This is a genomic window from Pseudoalteromonas sp. PAB 2.2, from assembly GCF_001938575.1.
Classification (GTDB): Bacteria; Pseudomonadota; Gammaproteobacteria; order Enterobacterales; family Alteromonadaceae; genus Pseudoalteromonas; species Pseudoalteromonas lipolytica.
Map to the genome: position 1 here is coordinate 107,553 of NZ_LYPI01000010.1, position 17,210 is coordinate 124,762.

The 17,210-nt window shown below is 42.7% G+C and carries 9 protein-coding genes, 5 tRNA genes, 1 other RNA gene and 1 pseudogene; 13 read left to right on the forward strand and 3 right to left on the reverse strand.

All coding sequences use genetic code 11. From position 1 onward, the window contains the following. Positions 1 to 2: 2 nt before the first annotated feature. Positions 3 to 2,765 (reverse strand): ATP-binding protein, encoded by a 2,763-nt coding sequence (locus BWD47_RS08980; RefSeq protein ID WP_075593842.1) that lies wholly within the window; start codon positions 2,763 to 2,765, stop codon positions 3 to 5. Positions 2,766 to 3,030: 265 nt separating this feature from the next. Between BWD47_RS08980 and BWD47_RS08985 the strand changes: the two genes are divergently transcribed. The 8 genes and pseudogenes from BWD47_RS08985 (at position 3,031) to BWD47_RS09020 (ending at position 9,696) form a co-directional block, all read left to right on the forward strand. Next, positions 3,031 to 3,106 (forward strand) — tRNA-Phe (locus tag BWD47_RS08985). Between the two features lie 74 nt (positions 3,107 to 3,180). After that, positions 3,181 to 3,256, forward strand: a tRNA-Thr gene (locus tag BWD47_RS08990). Positions 3,257 to 3,291: 35 nt separating this feature from the next. Further along, positions 3,292 to 3,367 (forward strand) — tRNA-Phe (locus tag BWD47_RS08995). Positions 3,368 to 3,424: 57 nt separating this feature from the next. Next, positions 3,425 to 3,500: transfer RNA gene (locus BWD47_RS09000), tRNA-Thr, on the forward strand. Positions 3,501 to 3,527: 27 nt separating this feature from the next. Then, positions 3,528 to 3,603, forward strand: a tRNA-Phe gene (locus tag BWD47_RS09005). Between the two features lie 305 nt (positions 3,604 to 3,908). Then, a pseudogene (locus BWD47_RS09010) lies at positions 3,909 to 5,337 on the forward strand (efflux transporter outer membrane subunit). Continuing rightward, positions 5,318 to 6,616 (forward strand): efflux RND transporter periplasmic adaptor subunit, encoded by a 1,299-nt coding sequence (locus BWD47_RS09015; RefSeq protein ID WP_075593843.1) that lies wholly within the window; start codon positions 5,318 to 5,320, stop codon positions 6,614 to 6,616. Before BWD47_RS09010 ends, BWD47_RS09015 begins: the two are co-directional and overlap by 20 nt. Then, positions 6,616 to 9,696, forward strand: coding sequence for an efflux RND transporter permease subunit (locus BWD47_RS09020; RefSeq protein WP_065978401.1), 3,081 nt, complete (start codon positions 6,616 to 6,618; stop codon positions 9,694 to 9,696). The genes BWD47_RS09015 and BWD47_RS09020 overlap by 1 nt, the downstream gene beginning before the upstream one ends. 349 nt (positions 9,697 to 10,045) lie before the next feature. On the opposite strand, the gene ssrS is transcribed toward BWD47_RS09020, so the two are convergent. Beyond that, a non-coding RNA gene (ssrS, locus tag BWD47_RS09025) (6S RNA) lies at positions 10,046 to 10,229 on the reverse strand. Positions 10,230 to 10,423: 194 nt separating this feature from the next. Here ssrS and BWD47_RS09030 point away from each other — a divergent pair. From BWD47_RS09030 to nagP, 5 genes are all read left to right on the forward strand, one after another. Beyond that, entirely contained in the window at positions 10,424 to 10,987 is a 564-nt protein-coding gene (locus tag BWD47_RS09030) for a UPF0149 family protein (RefSeq protein WP_036970422.1), read from the forward strand. Between the two features lie 20 nt (positions 10,988 to 11,007). After that, positions 11,008 to 12,327, forward strand: a complete 1,320-nt coding sequence (gene pepP, locus BWD47_RS09035) for a Xaa-Pro aminopeptidase (RefSeq protein WP_075593844.1) — start codon at positions 11,008 to 11,010, stop codon at positions 12,325 to 12,327. A 15-nt stretch (positions 12,328 to 12,342) separates the two neighbouring features. Next, positions 12,343 to 13,524, forward strand: coding sequence for a 2-octaprenyl-6-methoxyphenyl hydroxylase (gene ubiH / locus BWD47_RS09040; protein ID WP_065978399.1), 1,182 nt, complete (start codon positions 12,343 to 12,345; stop codon positions 13,522 to 13,524). Then, the gene (locus BWD47_RS09045) at positions 13,521 to 14,687 is read left to right on the forward strand and encodes an FAD-dependent monooxygenase (RefSeq protein WP_036970414.1); all 1,167 of its coding nucleotides are present in this window, start codon (positions 13,521 to 13,523) and stop codon (positions 14,685 to 14,687) included. Before ubiH ends, BWD47_RS09045 begins: the two co-directional genes overlap by 4 nt. A 212-nt stretch (positions 14,688 to 14,899) precedes the next feature. After that, the gene (nagP, locus tag BWD47_RS09050) at positions 14,900 to 16,204 is read left to right on the forward strand and encodes an N-acetylglucosamine MFS transporter NagP (RefSeq protein ID WP_036970411.1); all 1,305 of its coding nucleotides are present in this window, start codon (positions 14,900 to 14,902) and stop codon (positions 16,202 to 16,204) included. Positions 16,205 to 16,310: 106 nt separating this feature from the next. On the opposite strand, the gene mutH is transcribed toward nagP, so the two are convergent. Continuing rightward, positions 16,311 to 16,982, reverse strand: coding sequence for a DNA mismatch repair endonuclease MutH (gene mutH, locus BWD47_RS09055; protein WP_075593899.1), 672 nt, complete (start codon positions 16,980 to 16,982; stop codon positions 16,311 to 16,313). Positions 16,983 to 17,210 lie beyond the last annotated feature (228 nt).

A 17,210-nucleotide genomic window follows, 5' to 3' on the forward strand; every position in this document is an offset into this window, starting at 1 on the left:
TTTTATTGCTCGGTTTCAGCTTTTTTAATTTGCTCTTTGAGAAACTGCGCTACCTTAGAGTACTCAATTTCAAAACCATCACGCAGCTCAATTAGCTCATCGCTGGTTGGCTCTTCGTTTTTGCAAAAGTGCTCAAATTCAGCGGCAAGCTCGGCGACTTTCATCGCACCAATCGTTTTCGAAATTGATTTTAGCTGGTGGCACGACGAAATAATGCTGTCGATGTCATGTTCAATGACACCCGCATTAATATTTTTAGTCAATTGATTACTTTGCTCTAAATACATTTTAAAGAAGCGCAGTTTTTTAGCCTCATCGTTATTAATATATTTAGCGAGCATGTTCATATCGATAGGCATAGCTGATTTTTTGGCTTCAACCGATGTGCTTTGTGGATTTCTTTTGTTAGACCACTTTAATAAGGTGGATTCAAGCACATTTAATTCAACAGGCTTAGTGATGTAATCATTCATACCAATGCTCAAGCAACGATCTTTTTCACCTTTAAGCGCATTTGCTGTGATTGCTACTATATACGGTTGTGCATTAATGTCTTCTAGCTGAGAAGCTTCTTCGCGAATACTTTTTACCATGTCGTAACCTGACATTTTTGGCATGTGTAAGTCGGTGAGAATAATCGCATAGTGATTTTTTCGCCACAGCTCTAAACCTTGTTGGCCATTTTCTGCCAACTCGACCCCGTAACCGAGTAAATGAAGTTGGTCAGTTAACACTTGCTGGTTTAAAACATTATCTTCCACTAACAGAATAAGCTTATTTTCCTCGCGCGCTTGTTCAACGCTTAAGTAGTTGTTAAATGTTTTTGCAGAAGTAATTTGCTTTGGCTGATGTAAGCCCGCAGCAACAAGTAGCGACATCATAAAGTTAGACTTACACAGTGGGGCAGCATTTAAATAGAAAATATTTTTATGATTAACGGCTGCTTCATCTAATTTACTGAGAACGATTACTTGTTGGTGGTTATCTTCTAGCGTGTAAAGCAGGCGGCGCAATATATAATTAATGTCCTCCATGCTTTCGATCCCATCGAGAACCCAAATAATATCTTTACTGTCTTGTTCTGCTTCTATTTTTTCGTTGCTGTCGGCAATGACGGCGGTGGCCCCCATAAACGAGAGATAGCGCGTTAATAGTTTTTTACGGCCATCATGATTCGTAACAACCACAACGCGCTGATCTTTAATGACGTGTTTATGTGCAAAATCGACTTTACCTTGCGTGCTAAAAGGAAGTTCTACAATAAATTCACTGCCGATACCCAAGTCACTGGTGACAGAAATAGTGCCCAGCATAAGCTCTGTTAAGCTTTTACAAATGGATAACCCTAGGCCTGTTCCACCGTATTCACGCGTAATTGAGCTTTCGGCTTGTATAAAGGGATTAAATATTTCGCCAAGTTGTGCGCGTGTCATCCCTTTGCCATTATCAGAAACACCAAAGCGTAAGGTGTAGTGATCGGTGGTATTTTGCACCACTTCTACTGATATTTTTACGCAGCCTTTACGGTTATCATCGGTGGTGGTGAACTTAATGGCGTTACTACATAGGTTGTACAGTACTTGGCGTACGCGAACAGTATCTCCAATCAGGTTGGTTGGAATGTCGGGGGCAATGGCAAGCTCAAGGTCAAGATCGCGCTTTCTCGCGACAGATGACAACACCCGCGCGACCTCTTCAATGGTGTCTGACACTGAAAATGGCGTATTATCTATATTAAGTTTACCCGCCTCGATTTTAGAAAAATCAAGAATATCATCCAAAATTCCCAATAATGAAAACGCTGAGTCTCTAATAATGGTGCTTAGTCTATGTTGCGCTCCATCAAGTTCTGTTTGACGCAGTAAATCAATTGTACCAATCACGCCATTCATGGGAGTGCGAATTTCATGACTCATGGTTGCTAAAAAGGTCGTTTTGGTTTCGTTTGCTTGTTCTGCTTTTAAGGTGGCTTGTTCAAGGGCCAGTGTTCTGCTTTGTACCTCTGCTTCAAGACCGCTTTGTAGTTTTTCTAAGTCTTGCTGAGCGGCTTTGTTTTCGGTAATAACCGACAACACTTTATTAAGTAATTGATTAATATTTTTAGCGACTTTATCTAAGCCAAAATCGAGCTCTTCTGACACCTGCGTTTGATAATCGGCATTTTGTGTTATTACCATTAATTCGTTGCTGAGTGATTCGCTGTTTTTCATAAAACGTTTATTAATTAATACACTCAAGGCAAATGATAAAATAACTAAAGCTAAAAGCGTTAAACCCGCGAGGGCATACGAGAGCGCGGCTGATTCTATGATTGGTTGCTGCTGTGGATGTTGTTTTACTATAAGCTCACCAACGGGTTGATCATTCAGCTCAAGCACCGTATGAATAATTGTGCCTTGAGCAAGTTGCTGGTCCACTTTACTTGAAGCGATAAGCGCCTCTTTGTTATTAGCGTAGACAAGCGATGCATCGCCATTAATTTCGTATCTATATAAGTAGTAATCAAAATCTTTATTAAGCAATAGGCTTAAATCGAGTACTTCTTTAACTTTATCTTGTCCAGGCATAGTGAGTGCGCTGATAAGTGGTGCAGATAATAACTCTGAAACTTCTATTGCAGTTAAGCGAGGGGGCTCTGTTTGCTTCGGCGCGTTACTGGTTGGGTAAAAGGAGTAAGCAACCACCGCTAATAGGGTGATAACTACGTTTGTTATTATAAAAAGAGGTAATAGGCCTTTTACAGTAGAGGTCGATTTACTCGGCATGGGTCTTATCCAATAATTTTACAGCAAAATTAAGCAGTTCCTTGATGGTAGAACAATCCTACCATCAACGAAGAAAAATTCACCACGTTTTTACCTAAGGAAACCAAATAACAATTAGAGTAAACTATCAGAAAGCGTCAGTTTGATGCTTAAATAACCGTAAAAGTATTAAAAATAGCAATCTTGATGGAAAACTGTTCAAACAGTTATAAAGCTCAAAAAAAAAGTTGACTTGCGAAGGCAAAACCCGTTTAATACGCCGCACGCCCAGATAGCTCAGTCGGTAGAGCAGAGGATTGAAAATCCTCGTGTCGGTGGTTCGATTCCGCCTCTGGGCACCATTATTAAAAATATTGGTGTTTTAAATCAAAAGATTATAACATTAATATAGTGCAGCAGCACACAGCTTTAGTGTGCCGACTTAGCTCAGTTGGTAGAGCAACTGACTTGTAATCAGTAGGTCATCCGTTCAACTCGGATAGTCGGCACCATTTATTAAAAGTCTAGTTAATTAACTAGTTTTTAAGCCCAGATAGCTCAGTCGGTAGAGCAGAGGATTGAAAATCCTCGTGTCGGTGGTTCGATTCCGCCTCTGGGCACCATTATTTGATAATTACTTTTAAAGTGATTATAGTGCACAACGCACACAGTTTTAGTGTGCCGACTTAGCTCAGTTGGTAGAGCAACTGACTTGTAATCAGTAGGTCATCCGTTCAACTCGGATAGTCGGCACCATTTATTAAACAATTAGTAAATTGTTATGCCCAGATAGCTCAGTCGGTAGAGCAGAGGATTGAAAATCCTCGTGTCGGTGGTTCGATTCCGCCTCTGGGCACCATTATTTAAAAGCCTCGCTATTGCGGGGCTTTTTTGTTTCTGTTGCAAAAAATAGTAACAAGTAATGGTCATAGGCTTTGAGTGTTAAACCGGTCGCTCCTAATACAGTTTCACTCATGGTTGCTTTTTCTCCTCAAATTGCTCCCAGCTTACGTTTGAACGTTGTAACTCTAATCTCATCGCTAAATACCTGCCGTTTATCGTACTACAACGTCAACGAGTGTAATTTTATGTAAAGTCAGTTGAGCAAAACTTAATGCAATGCTTGAATTACACTCATAAATAGTTATTTTTCAGGTTTTTATGATGAATTGGCAATGTAGGCCAAGTTTAGTTGCCTTAAGTGTGGTTTTGCTAAGTGCATGCGCAAGCCAGCCAACGAATAGTGAACGAGTACCAGAACTTGAAGCTATACCAAACGCTTGGCAACAACTAGACAGTGCTTCAAAAGTATTAGCTGTGAAGGGTAATTGGTTACAGCAGTTACAAGATCCACAGGTGCTGAGCTTAGTTGAACAGGCTTTAGCGAATAATCAGGGGATTTTACAAGCGGGTTATGATGTTGCAATTAAAGAGCAACAACTCGTTGCTGCGGGTGCGGCTTTGTGGCCAAGCTTAGACTTATCAACACGAACTAGCCGCAGTAAAGATAACCGCCCGGTAAATTACAATAATGCAAGTTCAGCATCACTTGAGCTCGGATACGAAGTTGATCTATGGGGTAAGTTGTCGGCGTCAGAGCGCCAAGCTAACTTAGAATACTTAGCAGAGAAAGCGTCGTTTGAGCAAGCTAAGCAGCAGTTAGTTGCTGATGTTGTTTCGGGTTGGTTTAATGTGATCAGCAATCATAAATTGCTCGAACTTTTTAAGCAGCGCGAACAAAATGCAGAACAAAACTTATCAATCATTGAATCTGGTTACCGCCAAGGTCTAAACGAAGCACTGGATGTTTACCTTGCTCGCAATGAGCTAAATACAGAGCGTTCAAACATTGCAGAGCAGCAAGCTACGTTAACAAAATCAATTCGTGATTTAGAGCGTTTAACAGGGCAATACCCCAGAGGAGCGCTTACGGTTAGCGCAGACTTACCTTTACTTGATAATGCCATACCACTTGGTTTGCCGTCTGAGCTTATTACCCGTAAACCTGATTTAATGGCCAGTTGGTATCAATTACTCAGCACCGATGCCGGTCTTGCGTATGCGCACAAACAGCGTTTTCCAAGCTTGAACTTATCAGCCTCAATCAGTGATAGCACTGATCGAATGAGTGATTTATTTTCGCCTTCAAGCCTTGCTTGGTCTTTACTTGGCAGCATTTCGATGCCGTTATTTGAAGGCGGACGTTTAAAAGCGAACGAAGAGCAAGCTAGGCTCAATGTTAAACGCCAAGAACAAGTTTACTTAGCGACTCTTTATGATGCATTTAACGATGTTGAAACAGCAATAAGCCAAGAGCAAGCGCTAAAAGTGCGTTACGAAAAAACACTTGAAGCACAAAAAAATGCCATCGCGGCAGAGCAACTTGCTTTTGAGCAATATCAAAGTGGTTTGGTAACGTACACCACGGTTCTGGATGCACAAGACCGCTCTTTTAACGCACAAAGTTCAGTTATTCAAATTAAAAACCAACTTATCATCAACAGAATCAACTTACATATTGCCCTCGGGGGTGATTTTAGTGAAGCAAACACCGAAGTAGCAGAGCAATAATCATGAAAAGCAAAACTCGTAAAATATTAATTCCACTCGTAGTGATAATCGTGACGGTACTTTTAGTGATGTTTATAAAAGGGAATCCGCCGCAAGCTAATCGCTTTTCATCACCTCCTAAAGCAAAAGTGAATGTTGCTGTTGAGAGCCTCACACCGCAAAGCTTTCAAATTATGATCGACAGTTTTGGTACAGTTAAACCGCGCACACAGAGTAAGTTGGTTGCGCAGGCCTCAGGACAAATCATTAAAATAAGTGAGCAATTCCGTGAAGGGGGCTTTTTTGAAAAAGGCGATGTACTTGTACAGCTTGATGATAGAGATCACCGCGCTGAAGTTAAATCAGCGCAAGCCGCACTATTAACCGCTGAACAAAGTTTACTTGAAGAGCAAGCGCGTGGCCGACAAGCAATGACAGATTGGCAGCGCTTAGGTAAAGGCGAAGAAGCGAGTAGCTTAGTACTTCGCAAACCTCAACTGGCAGCCGCAGAGGCGAGTGTATTATCGGCACAAGCCAACCTTGAAAAAGCAAAACTTGATTTAGAGCGAACTAAAATAACCGCGCCTTATGCAGGACGAGTGTTAAGCCGTAGTGTTGATTTAGGCCAAGTTGTTAGCAATAACATGGAAATAGCCATTATTTATGCTGTAGATAGTGTTGAAATTAGGCTACCGATTAAAAATAAAGACTTACCGTTTATTAATTTGCCGGAGCAATTCCGCGATGGTGCTAAAAATAGTGCGGGTTCACTTGTCGAGTTCAGCTCAAACCTAGTAGGCAAACAGCATTGGCAAGGCCAAGTGATTCGTACCGAAGGTGCGATTGATGAAAGTGCTCAGCAACTTTATGTTGTGGCGCAAATTCACGACCCGTATAAAGCCACAAGCGATAACCAGTACCCCATTAAAATTGGTCAATATATTAAAGCGCAGATTAAAGGTAAAACCGTTGAGAATGCTTTAGTTATTCCAAACAGTGCAATTTACCAAGGCAGCTATGTGTACACCGAGGAAAAAGGGGTTTTACGTCGAAAAGACATTACTTTGGCTTGGCAAAATGCAACTCAGGCAATCGTGGCTGATGGTTTATCGGCTGGAGATAATTTAGTGCTTACACCACTTGGGCAAGTAAGTTCAGGTACGCAAGTAACGGTAATGGGCAGCGAAGCTTATCAAGCTACGCGCGCCGATACACCGCGACTAAGCCGCGAAGAGCTTGAAAAAAAAGCAAAAGAGCAAGGCATTACGGTTAAAAAATTGATTGAGCAACGCCGCGCCGCTCGTGAGCAAGGAGCGCAATAATGATAGCTTGGTTCACAAAAAATCATGTTGCAGCTAACTTATTGCTGATCAGCATTTTATTAGCGGGGTTATTTAGCGTTTCAACGCAAATACCGCTTGAGGTGTTCCCATCATTTGAATCTGATCGCATCAGCGTCAGCGTCTCATTACGTGGCTCTACACCTGAAGATGTCGAAAAAGGGGTCACGATCCGAATCGAAGAAGCGGTGCAAGATTTAGAAGGTGTAAAACGCATAACGAGCCGTTCAGCTGAAGGCTCGGCTTCTGTCACAATTGAAGTCGAAACAGGTTATGACCCGCGAGAGTTATTAGCGGATATAAAAAGCCGAGTCGATGCGATTAATACCTTTCCGGTTGATGCTGAAAAGCCAATAGTGTCGCTCGCTGAATGGAAACGTGAAGTAATAGCGGTCACCGTTTCAAGCATTTATGGTGAAAAAGAAACCTTAGAATATGCAGAAACAGTGCGCGATGAATTGTTGCGCCTACCTAGCGTGACTCAGGTTGAGCTAAGTGGGGTGCGCAATTATGAAATTGCTATTGAGGTAAGCAAAGATACCTTGCGTCAATACGATTTAAGTTTGTCGGATATCTCTTCTGCTATTCGTAATTCAAGTACCGATGTCTCAGCAGGTAACTTAAAAACAGAAGGGGGCGATGTGCTTATTCGCTCTAAAGGGCAGGCATATCGTAAAGATGAGTTTTCAAAGATTGTAATTAAGCATCAAGCAGATGGCACGATCATTCGCTTGGGAGACATTGCTAGCATTAAAGACGATTTTGAAGAAACCCCGGTACGCACGCGTTTTAATGGTAAACAAGCCGCCTTTATTGATGTTTATCGTATTGGCCCACAAAGTGCGATTGAAGTCGCTGATGCCGTGAAAAACTTTATTGTCGCACAGCAAGATAACCTGCCTGAAGGCTTCGAATTAAGCTACTGGGATGATGACTCAGAAGTGGTAAAAAGTCGTATTGCAACCCTCACCAGCAATGCGATTCAAGGTGGTATTCTGGTGCTTGCTTTGCTGACACTGTTTTTACGTCCCGCTATCGCATTTTGGGTGTTTATTGGTATACCGGTATCGTTTATGGGGGCATTTTTAGTGATGCCACTATTTGGTATCACATTAAATGTTATTAGTTTATTTGGCTTTATTTTAGTGCTGGGTATTGTTGTGGATGATGCGATTGTCACCGGCGAGAATGTCTATACCCACTTAAAAACAGCCGAAACAGGCGAGCAGGCTGCAATTCGTGGTACACAAGAAGTAGCGACCCCAGTGACATTTGGGGTATTGACTACGGTGGCAGCATTTTTACCGCTTGCCTTTATTGAAGGTGCGCGTGGTGCTATTTTCGCGCAAATCCCCGTGGTGGTTATTCCTGTATTACTGTTCTCGTTAATTGAGTCTAAGTTTGTATTACCGGCACATTTAAAGTATTTAAAGCTGCGCCACGAAAAGGGTGAGCCTACTAAGCTGGAGCGCTTACAACAGCGTTTTGCCGATGGCTTTGAGCATGCCATTATGAAATATTACCAACCGCTGCTTAATCACGCTCTTAAGAATAAACTGGCAACAGTCAGCTTGTTTGTGGGTATTTTCGTTATTATTTTAACGTTAATTACCAGTGGCTGGACAAAGTTTGTGTTCTTCCCGCGCATTCCAAGTGAAACAGTGAGGGCATCAGTAACATTTCCTGCGGGTACACCGTTTGAAGTCACTAATAAATACGTGATTAAAATGTCTGATAAAGCAAAAGAGCTGCAAGATAAGTACCGTGACGAAGACGGTCAAAGTGTTATTTTAAACATTTTGGCTACTACAGGTGGCCGTGGTGGCGCGTCTAATTCGGGGAGTGTTCGGTTTGAAATTATGCCAGCAGAAAAACGCGAATCAGACATTGGCTCTCGAGAACTTGCGAGTGAATGGCGCGATTTAATTGGTATTATCCCCGGTGCGGAAAGCGTAACCTTTCGTGCTGAATTTGGTCGAACATCGAGCCCTATCGACGTACAGCTAACAGGCAATTCAATATCGACACTTGAGCAAGTTGCAGAAAAAGTAAAGCAACGTTTGGCAACATACCCAACAGTGTACGAAATTGCCGACAGCATGTCCGATGGTAAAGAAGAGCTGCAAATTGAGCTAACAGAGCAAGGTTTAGCGCTTGGTTTGAATCGCGTTGATGTGTCGCAGCAAATACGTAACTCGTTTTTTGGTGCGCAAGTACAGCGCATTCAGCGTGGTCGTGACGATGTACGTGTTATGGTGCGCTTACCCATTGATGAGCGTCGTTCAGTAGCCGATTTAAAAGATATTCTTATAAATACACCTAGCGGTGGTACGGTGCCATTGTCGCATGTTGCCACTTTAGTGCCGGGACAAAGCCCGTCATCAATTTACCGTATTGACCGATACCGTACGCTTAATGTGACTGCCGATGTTGAAAAGTCAAACACCAACATGACAGTGCTGCAGGCAGACCTAAAATCGTACCTTGATGAACTAATGCAGCAATTCCCAGGTGCAGACTATTCGCTTGAAGGTGAAGCTAAAGAGCAGCGCGAGTCATTTGGGTCGCTTGCTTGGGGGCTGGTGTTTGTGTTTTTCATTATTTATGCGCTGTTGGCAATACCGTTTAAATCGTATATGCAGCCATTGATTGTCATGAGTGTTATCCCCTTTGGCATGATAGGTGCGGTAATGGGGCATTGGATCATGGGGATGGAGCTTACCATTATGAGCTTGCTCGGTATGCTGGCCTTGATTGGCGTGGTTGTGAATGACTCACTGGTGCTGGTTGATTTTATCAATAAAAAGCGCGAGGAGGGCGGTGACCTTCTCGAAACAGTTAAAATGGCGGGAGCATCGCGTTTTCGCCCAGTAATGCTTACCAGTTTAACCACTTTTATTGGTTTAATGCCGTTGTTATTTGAAAAAGCCACACAAGCACAATTCTTAATTCCGATGGCGGTAAGCCTTGGGTTTGGGATTATTTTTGCAACCCTTATCACCTTATTACTTGTTCCGGTTAATTACTTATTGATGGAACGTTTTCAGGGGTGGTTTAAATAGGCTTGAGACTAGGTACTCGTTATTAGATTCTAAATACAAGTACTCAGTGCTATAACGCGGGGTAAACCTGCTGCTACAGGTAAAAAGGTGGCGGCGGGTTTATTCCGCGTTTTTATTCGTAGGTAGATTCGAGCGTAGCGAAATCAAGTAAGTTAGCAAATTCTAAAGATTAAAGATAAACCGAAGAAGACCTTTAAACGCCAAAAAATTAAATGCCAAATGGTCTAGGTGAGAATTTATTCTGCGTGCAAAAAATACAGTTTAGAAAAATATAAAATGAAAGTATTGATAGCTCGTAGCTCGTAGCTCGTAGCTCGTAGCTCGTAGCTCGTAGCTTGAAGTAATGAAGGTGTTCCCCAAGTATGCGGTGCCCGGTGTCAGTCCTGAAACCTTGAGGTTTCAGGGCGGGAATCTGCGGTCTACCGTAGGCTTCTCGGTACATGCCGAGCTTGCACAATAGTAAACGAACAGAAACCCTAACATAAAATTTATCGGCTCAGGGACTTAACCAAGCTCCAACACCCTAGGGAACATATTCAGTATATAAGACAAGTTTCAATCATTAAACCATAGAAACCAAAAAAGCGGATCGTTCGGGTAGTTTTTCCCCACCTTTAACGAGGCATTTACTTTTCAGATTGCTTTTTGACCTCAATCATACAATTAATTGGAGTTGCGATTTATCGAGTGGTAGCATGACGTTACTGAGACGAACAAAGAAAAAGTTATGAGCACGTTACCTGATTACCAGCAAGCGCAATTGCTATTAGAAAAAAATGAAATTTTTGTCGCACCCGCCGAAGCCCATGGCGTAATAAGTGGCTTACTTGCTTGTGGCATTAATATTGAAGCCGACGAGTATTTAGGCTTATTAAGCGATGTTTTCAATGATGGTTTAGCATTCAATACCGATCTAAAAGCGTTTTTTGCCACTATATATACACAGGTTGTGGCGAGTTTTGGTGACGATGAATTTCAGTTCGATTTATTCTTGCCAAGTGATGACGAGACCCTAGTTGACGTAGCAAACGGCCTAGTGTCTTGGGTATCGGGTTTTATGCTTGGTTTCGGTTTAAAGCAAAAAGACTATGGCAAATTGTCTGCGGACGTAAAAGAAGTTATTAGCGATTTTAGCGAAATTACTCGCTTGGATACTTTATTCGAAGAAACCGAAGAAGACAGCCAAGCACTACACGAAGTGATCGAGTACGTGCGCGTTTCTGCCTTATTATGTTTTGCTGAACTCGGTAAAGAGCAAACAGATAAAAGCACTAAAAAGACCCTTCACTAATTAAATTACAGAGGTTTAGCATGTTGTCTATTGCTATCGATAAAGCTGAATTTAAAGCCCGTCGCGAGCGTTTACTTGCGATGATGGACAAAAATAGCATCGCGATTATTCCTGCAGCTGCTGAAGTTACACGCAGTCGTGATACCGAATACGCATTTCGCCAAGACAGTGACTTTTTCTACTTAACGGGTTTTAACGAACCCGATGCAGTGTTAGTGCTTTGCCCATCAAGTGACACGCCAAGTACGCTTATTTGTCGCAATAAAGATAAATTAGCTGAAATTTGGCATGGCCGTCGAATTGGCTTCGAAAAAGCGAAATCTGAGTACTTATTCGACGCAACCTGTCCACTTAGTGAACTAGATGAACAATTATTAGATTTGGTGAACGGCCAGCAGATTTTATTTTATGCACAAGGCACTTACCCACATTTCGATACGAAAATTTGGGACTTATTAAGCACGCTTCGTGGTGCACCAAAAAAAGGTTACAAAGCGCCTCACACTATTAAAGATATTCGTGGCCTAGTACACGAAATGCGTTTATTTAAATCTGACGCTGAACTAAACATTATGCGCACTGCTTGTGAAATTAGTGCGCAAGGCCATATTCGTGCGATGCAATTTGCAAAACCAGGCGCAACTGAATATCAGCTAGAAGCAGAACTGCACCATCACTACGCAATGAATGGTGCTCGCCACCCAGCATATGGCACCATTGTTGGCAGTGGTGATAACGCCAATATACTGCATTACACACAAAACGACGCCGAACTAAAAGAGGGCGACCTAGTACTGATTGATTCAGGGTGTGAGCTTGAGGGTTATGCAGCAGACATTACTCGAACATTCCCTGTGAATGGCAAGTTTAGTGAGCCACAAGCCGCGCTTTATAATATTGTACTTGCGGCGCAAGAGGCTGCATTTAGCCAAGTGAAACCCGGTGGTAGTTTATCTAAAGCCAATGAACTGGCTTCAACGGTATTAACGCAAGGCTTAATTGACTTGGGTATTTTAACGGGTGAGCTTGATGAGCTAATGGCAAACCAAGCCTGTAAAGCGTTTTATATGCATGGCCTTGGCCATTGGTTAGGCCTTGATGTGCATGATGTAGGCGAATACAAGCTTGACGAAAAAGAGCGCGTATTTGAGCCAGGAATGGTCTTAACTATCGAACCCGGTTTATACATCAGCGAAGATACCAAAGCACCTGCGCAATACAAAGGTATTGGTATTCGTATAGAAGATAACTTACTTGTCACAAAAGAGGGTCATGAAAACCTGACACTCTCAGTACCTAAAACTATCAGTGACATTGAAGCAGTGATGCAAGGCAAATAAAGGCTAGGAGCAAACGTGGCAGAGCAGTTTGATGTTGTCATTATCGGCGGTGGTTTGGCTGGCGCAAGTTGTGCATTAGGCCTAAAACACAGCAATAAACAGTTATCAATCGCTGTGATTGAAGCAAATGAAGTAAGTGCAAACTATCACCCAAGCTTTGATGATAGAAGTATTGCACTGGCTCAGCAATCGGTTCAATACTTACAATCCATTAATGCATTTGATTGCCAAGCGCAATTTGCTGCTGCAATTGAAAAAGTAACGGTTTCTGACCGTGGTCACTTTGGTAAAACCCACATTGATTGCCATGAATATGCGCAAGATGCACTTGGGTATGTCGTTGAGGTGAATCCATTTGGTCGCAGCTTGCACCAGCAGTTAACTCGCACAGATGTGAGCCTGTTTTGTCCTGACACGGTTGCTAAACTTGAGTACCAAGCCGATGCTGCGAACGTTACTTTAAGTTCGGGCGAACAGCTGAGTGCAAAACTGGTGGTTATAGCCGACGGTGCTAATTCGAGTAGTCGAAAGCTGGCTAATATTGAGTTTAATACGCGCCCTTATCAGCAAGGCGCGATCATTGCCAATATTGAAGTGGCGGGTGGTCATCATCATCACGCATTTGAACGCTTTACCGAGCATGGCCCGATGGCGCTTTTGCCCATGAGCAATAACCGTTACTCGTTAGTATGGTGCATGGAGCCTGAGCATATAGATGCGCACATGGCGCTTTCAGATGATGCATTTTTAGCTGCTTTGCAAAAGTCGTTTGGCTATCGTGCCGGCACGTTCAGTAAAGTTGGTATGCGTGCCAGCTACCCGCTGGTGTATGGAAAAGTAGACGCGCTAAGCAGCCATCGAACTGTACTTATAGGTAATGCTGGTCATGCTATTCATCCCATTGCGGGGCAGGGCTTTAATTTAGGCTTACGTGATGTGCAACTACTTTGTGATATGGCGCACCGCAGCGATTTAGGTGATTACGCTTTTACCCGCTACTATAGCCAAGTGCGCAGTCAAGATATTGCCACGGTTATGACTTTAACTGACAGCTTGGTGCGGTTATTTTCAAATTCATCGCGAATGCTTGCGCTTGGTCGTAGCATTGGTCTTTTCTCAATGGATTTATTCTCCTCGTTAAAAACCCCGTTAGCCAAACAGTTAATGGGTCAAGTTAAGCAAGGTAAACGAATATGAAACAAGCACAGGTTTGTATTGTTGGCGGTGGCTGTGTAGGCCTTACGCTTGCACTTGGTTTAGCTAAAGCCAATATTAGTGTGGTGGTGATTGATGCCAGTGAAAAGCAGGCGCTTCCGGGGGATGAGTATGGCCTTCGCGTTAGTGCGCTGAGTCTGGCGAGCCAAAGTTTGTTTGAGTCACTGAATGTGTGGCCTGAAATTATTAAGCAACGCGCCACGCCTTATACCTCGATGGATGTACGCGATAAAGACAGCTTTGGCAAAATTCATTTTGATCACAATGATCTCGACTTACCGCAGCTTGGTCATATCGTTGAAAACGACATTATTCGCTACGCTTTAATTAGTGAACTTGAAAAGCAAAGTAATGCCAGCTTATTATTCGAAACCCGTTATCAACAAATACATCAAACAGAGTCCGATGTCTTTATTACACTTGAAAGCGGTGAGCCTGTGATTGCTAAATTGCTGGTAGCAGCCGACGGAGCAAACTCGGCGATTCGAAAGCAGTTCAATATGCCAATTACGTTTAAAGATTATGATCATCATGCCATTGTTGCGACTGTAAAAACCGATGATGAGCATAATCACACAGCACGCCAAGTGTTTTTACCAACCGGCCCTTTAGCGTTTTTGCCGCTGCCTGATAAACATACGCATTCGATTGTGTGGTCAACCAGCCCTGTGCACTGCGAGCAGTTACTAGCACTTGACGATACCGAGTTTAATAAAGCACTACTGGCTGCACTGGATGGCCAATGCGGTTTATGCGAAGTTCAAAGTGAGCGCATGGCGTTTCCACTTAAAATGCGTTATGCACAGCAGTGGGTGTCGGGCAAAGTCGTGTTAATGGGGGATGCAGCGCATACTATTCACCCACTTGCCGGGCTTGGCATGAACTTAGGCTTAAAAGATGCCGCTTACCTAATTGAGTTATTAACCAATGAGCAGGGTGAGTTTGCAAGTACACGCACGCTGCGTGATTATGAACGTACCCGTAAGCTTGATGCGCAAAAACACATTGCCATGATGCAAGGACTAAAAGAGTTATTTGCCGGTGCTAATCCGCTTAAAAAGCTCGTGCGCGGTGTGGGGCTTAGCCTTGTTGATAACTTGGGGCCAATTAAACACTTGTTCGCAAAAGAAGCGATTGGTAAGTAATAACTAAGCCGTTGTAAATATTTAAATAAAGCCGTAACTAGCCAGCTAGTTACGGCTTTTTTACGTTTAGCTGAATGCAAAATGATAGCGCTGTCATTTTTGTTAGTGTATGATTAAATTTTTGTGATTGGTATGGAAATTAAACAGCACAATGATGTTTTAAAGCCAGCCAAATAAAAATAATTAATTAAAATAACTAGTTGAGAAAAATTATGGAAGCAACGGTTGAGTGTGACAACAACACAAAACAAAGCATTTGGCTGCCAATGGTATTGGCAGGATCAATGTTTTTTATTCTGGGGTGTATAACGTGGCTTAATGGTGCAATTACACCATTTTTGCAGCAAATGCTTGAGCTGTCGCCGTTACAAGCTTCGTTTATTATTTCTTCGTTTTATATTGCGGTTACTGTTGCAGGTATTCCCTCAGCGATGCTCATAAGACGCGTTGGTTATAAAAATGGAATGGCGATTGGCTGTGCTGTCATGGCGCTGTCGGCGTTAATGTATATTCCTGCCGCGAAACTGCAAATGATCGAAATATTTTTATTTGCACAGCTTATGATAGGTGTAGGTCAAACAATTCTTCAAACGGCTGTTAACCCCTATGTAGTAAAAATGGGCTCTGAAAAATCAGCCGCGGTGCGTGTATGTATTATGGGCTTATTGAATAAGTTTGCTGGAGTTATCGTACCGGTGATCTTTGCTGCGGTCGTTGTAAGCGGTGTAGTCGATGGTGCGGGTAAACTGTCGCAAGAGCAAAAAGACATTATGGCCAATAGCTTAATTATGCCGTATGTATTAATTGCGGGTCTTATTATGTTATTTGCTGCGTTCGCAAAATTTGCGCCTCTTCCCGATTTAGTGTTTGACGAAGGCGAGTCATCAAATGGTAAAGGTGAGTTAAAAGAAACACTTGCTCATCCGCACCTTGTTCTAGGTGTTGTGGGTATTGCTTTGTATGTCGCAGTTGAAGTGATTGCTGCCGATACGATTGGCTCTTACGCTTTGCAAATTGGCGTTGCTGATTACTCCGTTATGACTTCGTACACAATGGCGTGTATGTTGATTGGCTACGCGATAGGTATTGCAACTATCCCACGTTTTATGAGCCAGCAAACAGCGCTATTAATGTCGGGTATCGCAGGCATAATCACCGTGCTACTGGTGGTATTTGGTAGCAATGACTCGTTTATTATTTCTAATCTATTACTTGTGCCATTTGGAGGCCCTGAACTCCCCGATCCTTTATTGTGTATCGCGCTACTTGGTTTTGCGAATGCGATGGTGTGGCCTGCAATTTGGCCATTAGCATTGGCGGGTTTAGGCCGCTTAACTGGCACTGCATCGGGGTTGTTGATCATGGGTATTGCAGGTGGTGCTTTAGGTCCGCTGCTGATTGGTTTAGGTAACGTAGCAGGGCTGGGCGCGCAAGGTGCGTATATTGTTATGATCCCAAGTTATCTATTCATTTTATTTTATGCTCTTAAAGGCCATAAGATGAAAAGTTGGAAATAACAATACGTTAAGAATTCAAGTTAGAACAAAGCCGCGACGACCATCATCGCGGCTTTTTTACGAGTTAGCACGACAAACCGGATATAAATACAAAGAGTTGCGACCCTTACAGCTGAAATTGGCGTTTTAAAATCTCGCCGGTAAAGCTTGTTTTTAAATAAAAGCCGCGAGGTAGGGTTTGGATCACATGCCCATTTGGCCCAATAGCATCAGTAAGCGCTTTACTGTTAGCCGCTTTTGGTCTTATTTGCATTACATCACCCAAGTGTCCCGAAATTTCATCGATACGACCCAGCGCGATAAGTTCCATTTGCTCTTCCCAGTCACGTTGCAACTGTGCATCTTGCTCAGCACTGGGTTGCCATAAAAAACCACTGCCAATGGTACGATTAAATGGCAGAATTTCGCGTTCTCCCAAAATCGGTAACCACAACACATGATTGAGCTTTTTACGCACCGTACTTTGCTGCCATGTAAGACCTGTTACGTTCAATAACGGCGTAACAGAGACAAAAGTTGTCTCTAAGGGTTTACCTTTAAACGAAATAGGCAAGGTTTTTAACTCAATACCAAGCTCTTCAAAATCAGGAGTGGGTTTCGAGCCCGCTGTTGCCCCTAATACATATTCAATAAGCTGACCGGTCCAGCCTTTTTCACGCAGCAAGTCATCGGGTGTTTTAAATTGGTACTGCTCTGCAAGCTGGCCGAGTGTAAGCCCCGTTATTGCATTCACGCGTTGCATTAATTCGTTGATTGAGCTTGGTTTTAGTGGTCGCATACGGCGTTTATTTGATTGTGTTATTAACCTTAACATGATAGCAAATGCGCATTGCCGTGGATATCTTTGTATTTGGGTGTTTTTTGCGCATGTTGAAAGTGAGTTAAAAATAGTCAATTTGTTTTGTGGGAATAACATCTTAATGTATTGAAATTTAATGACTTTTGTCGGTGTTTGATTTTTGGCTGTTGTATTAATTAGACAGTTGTTTGTATAAATACAGATATA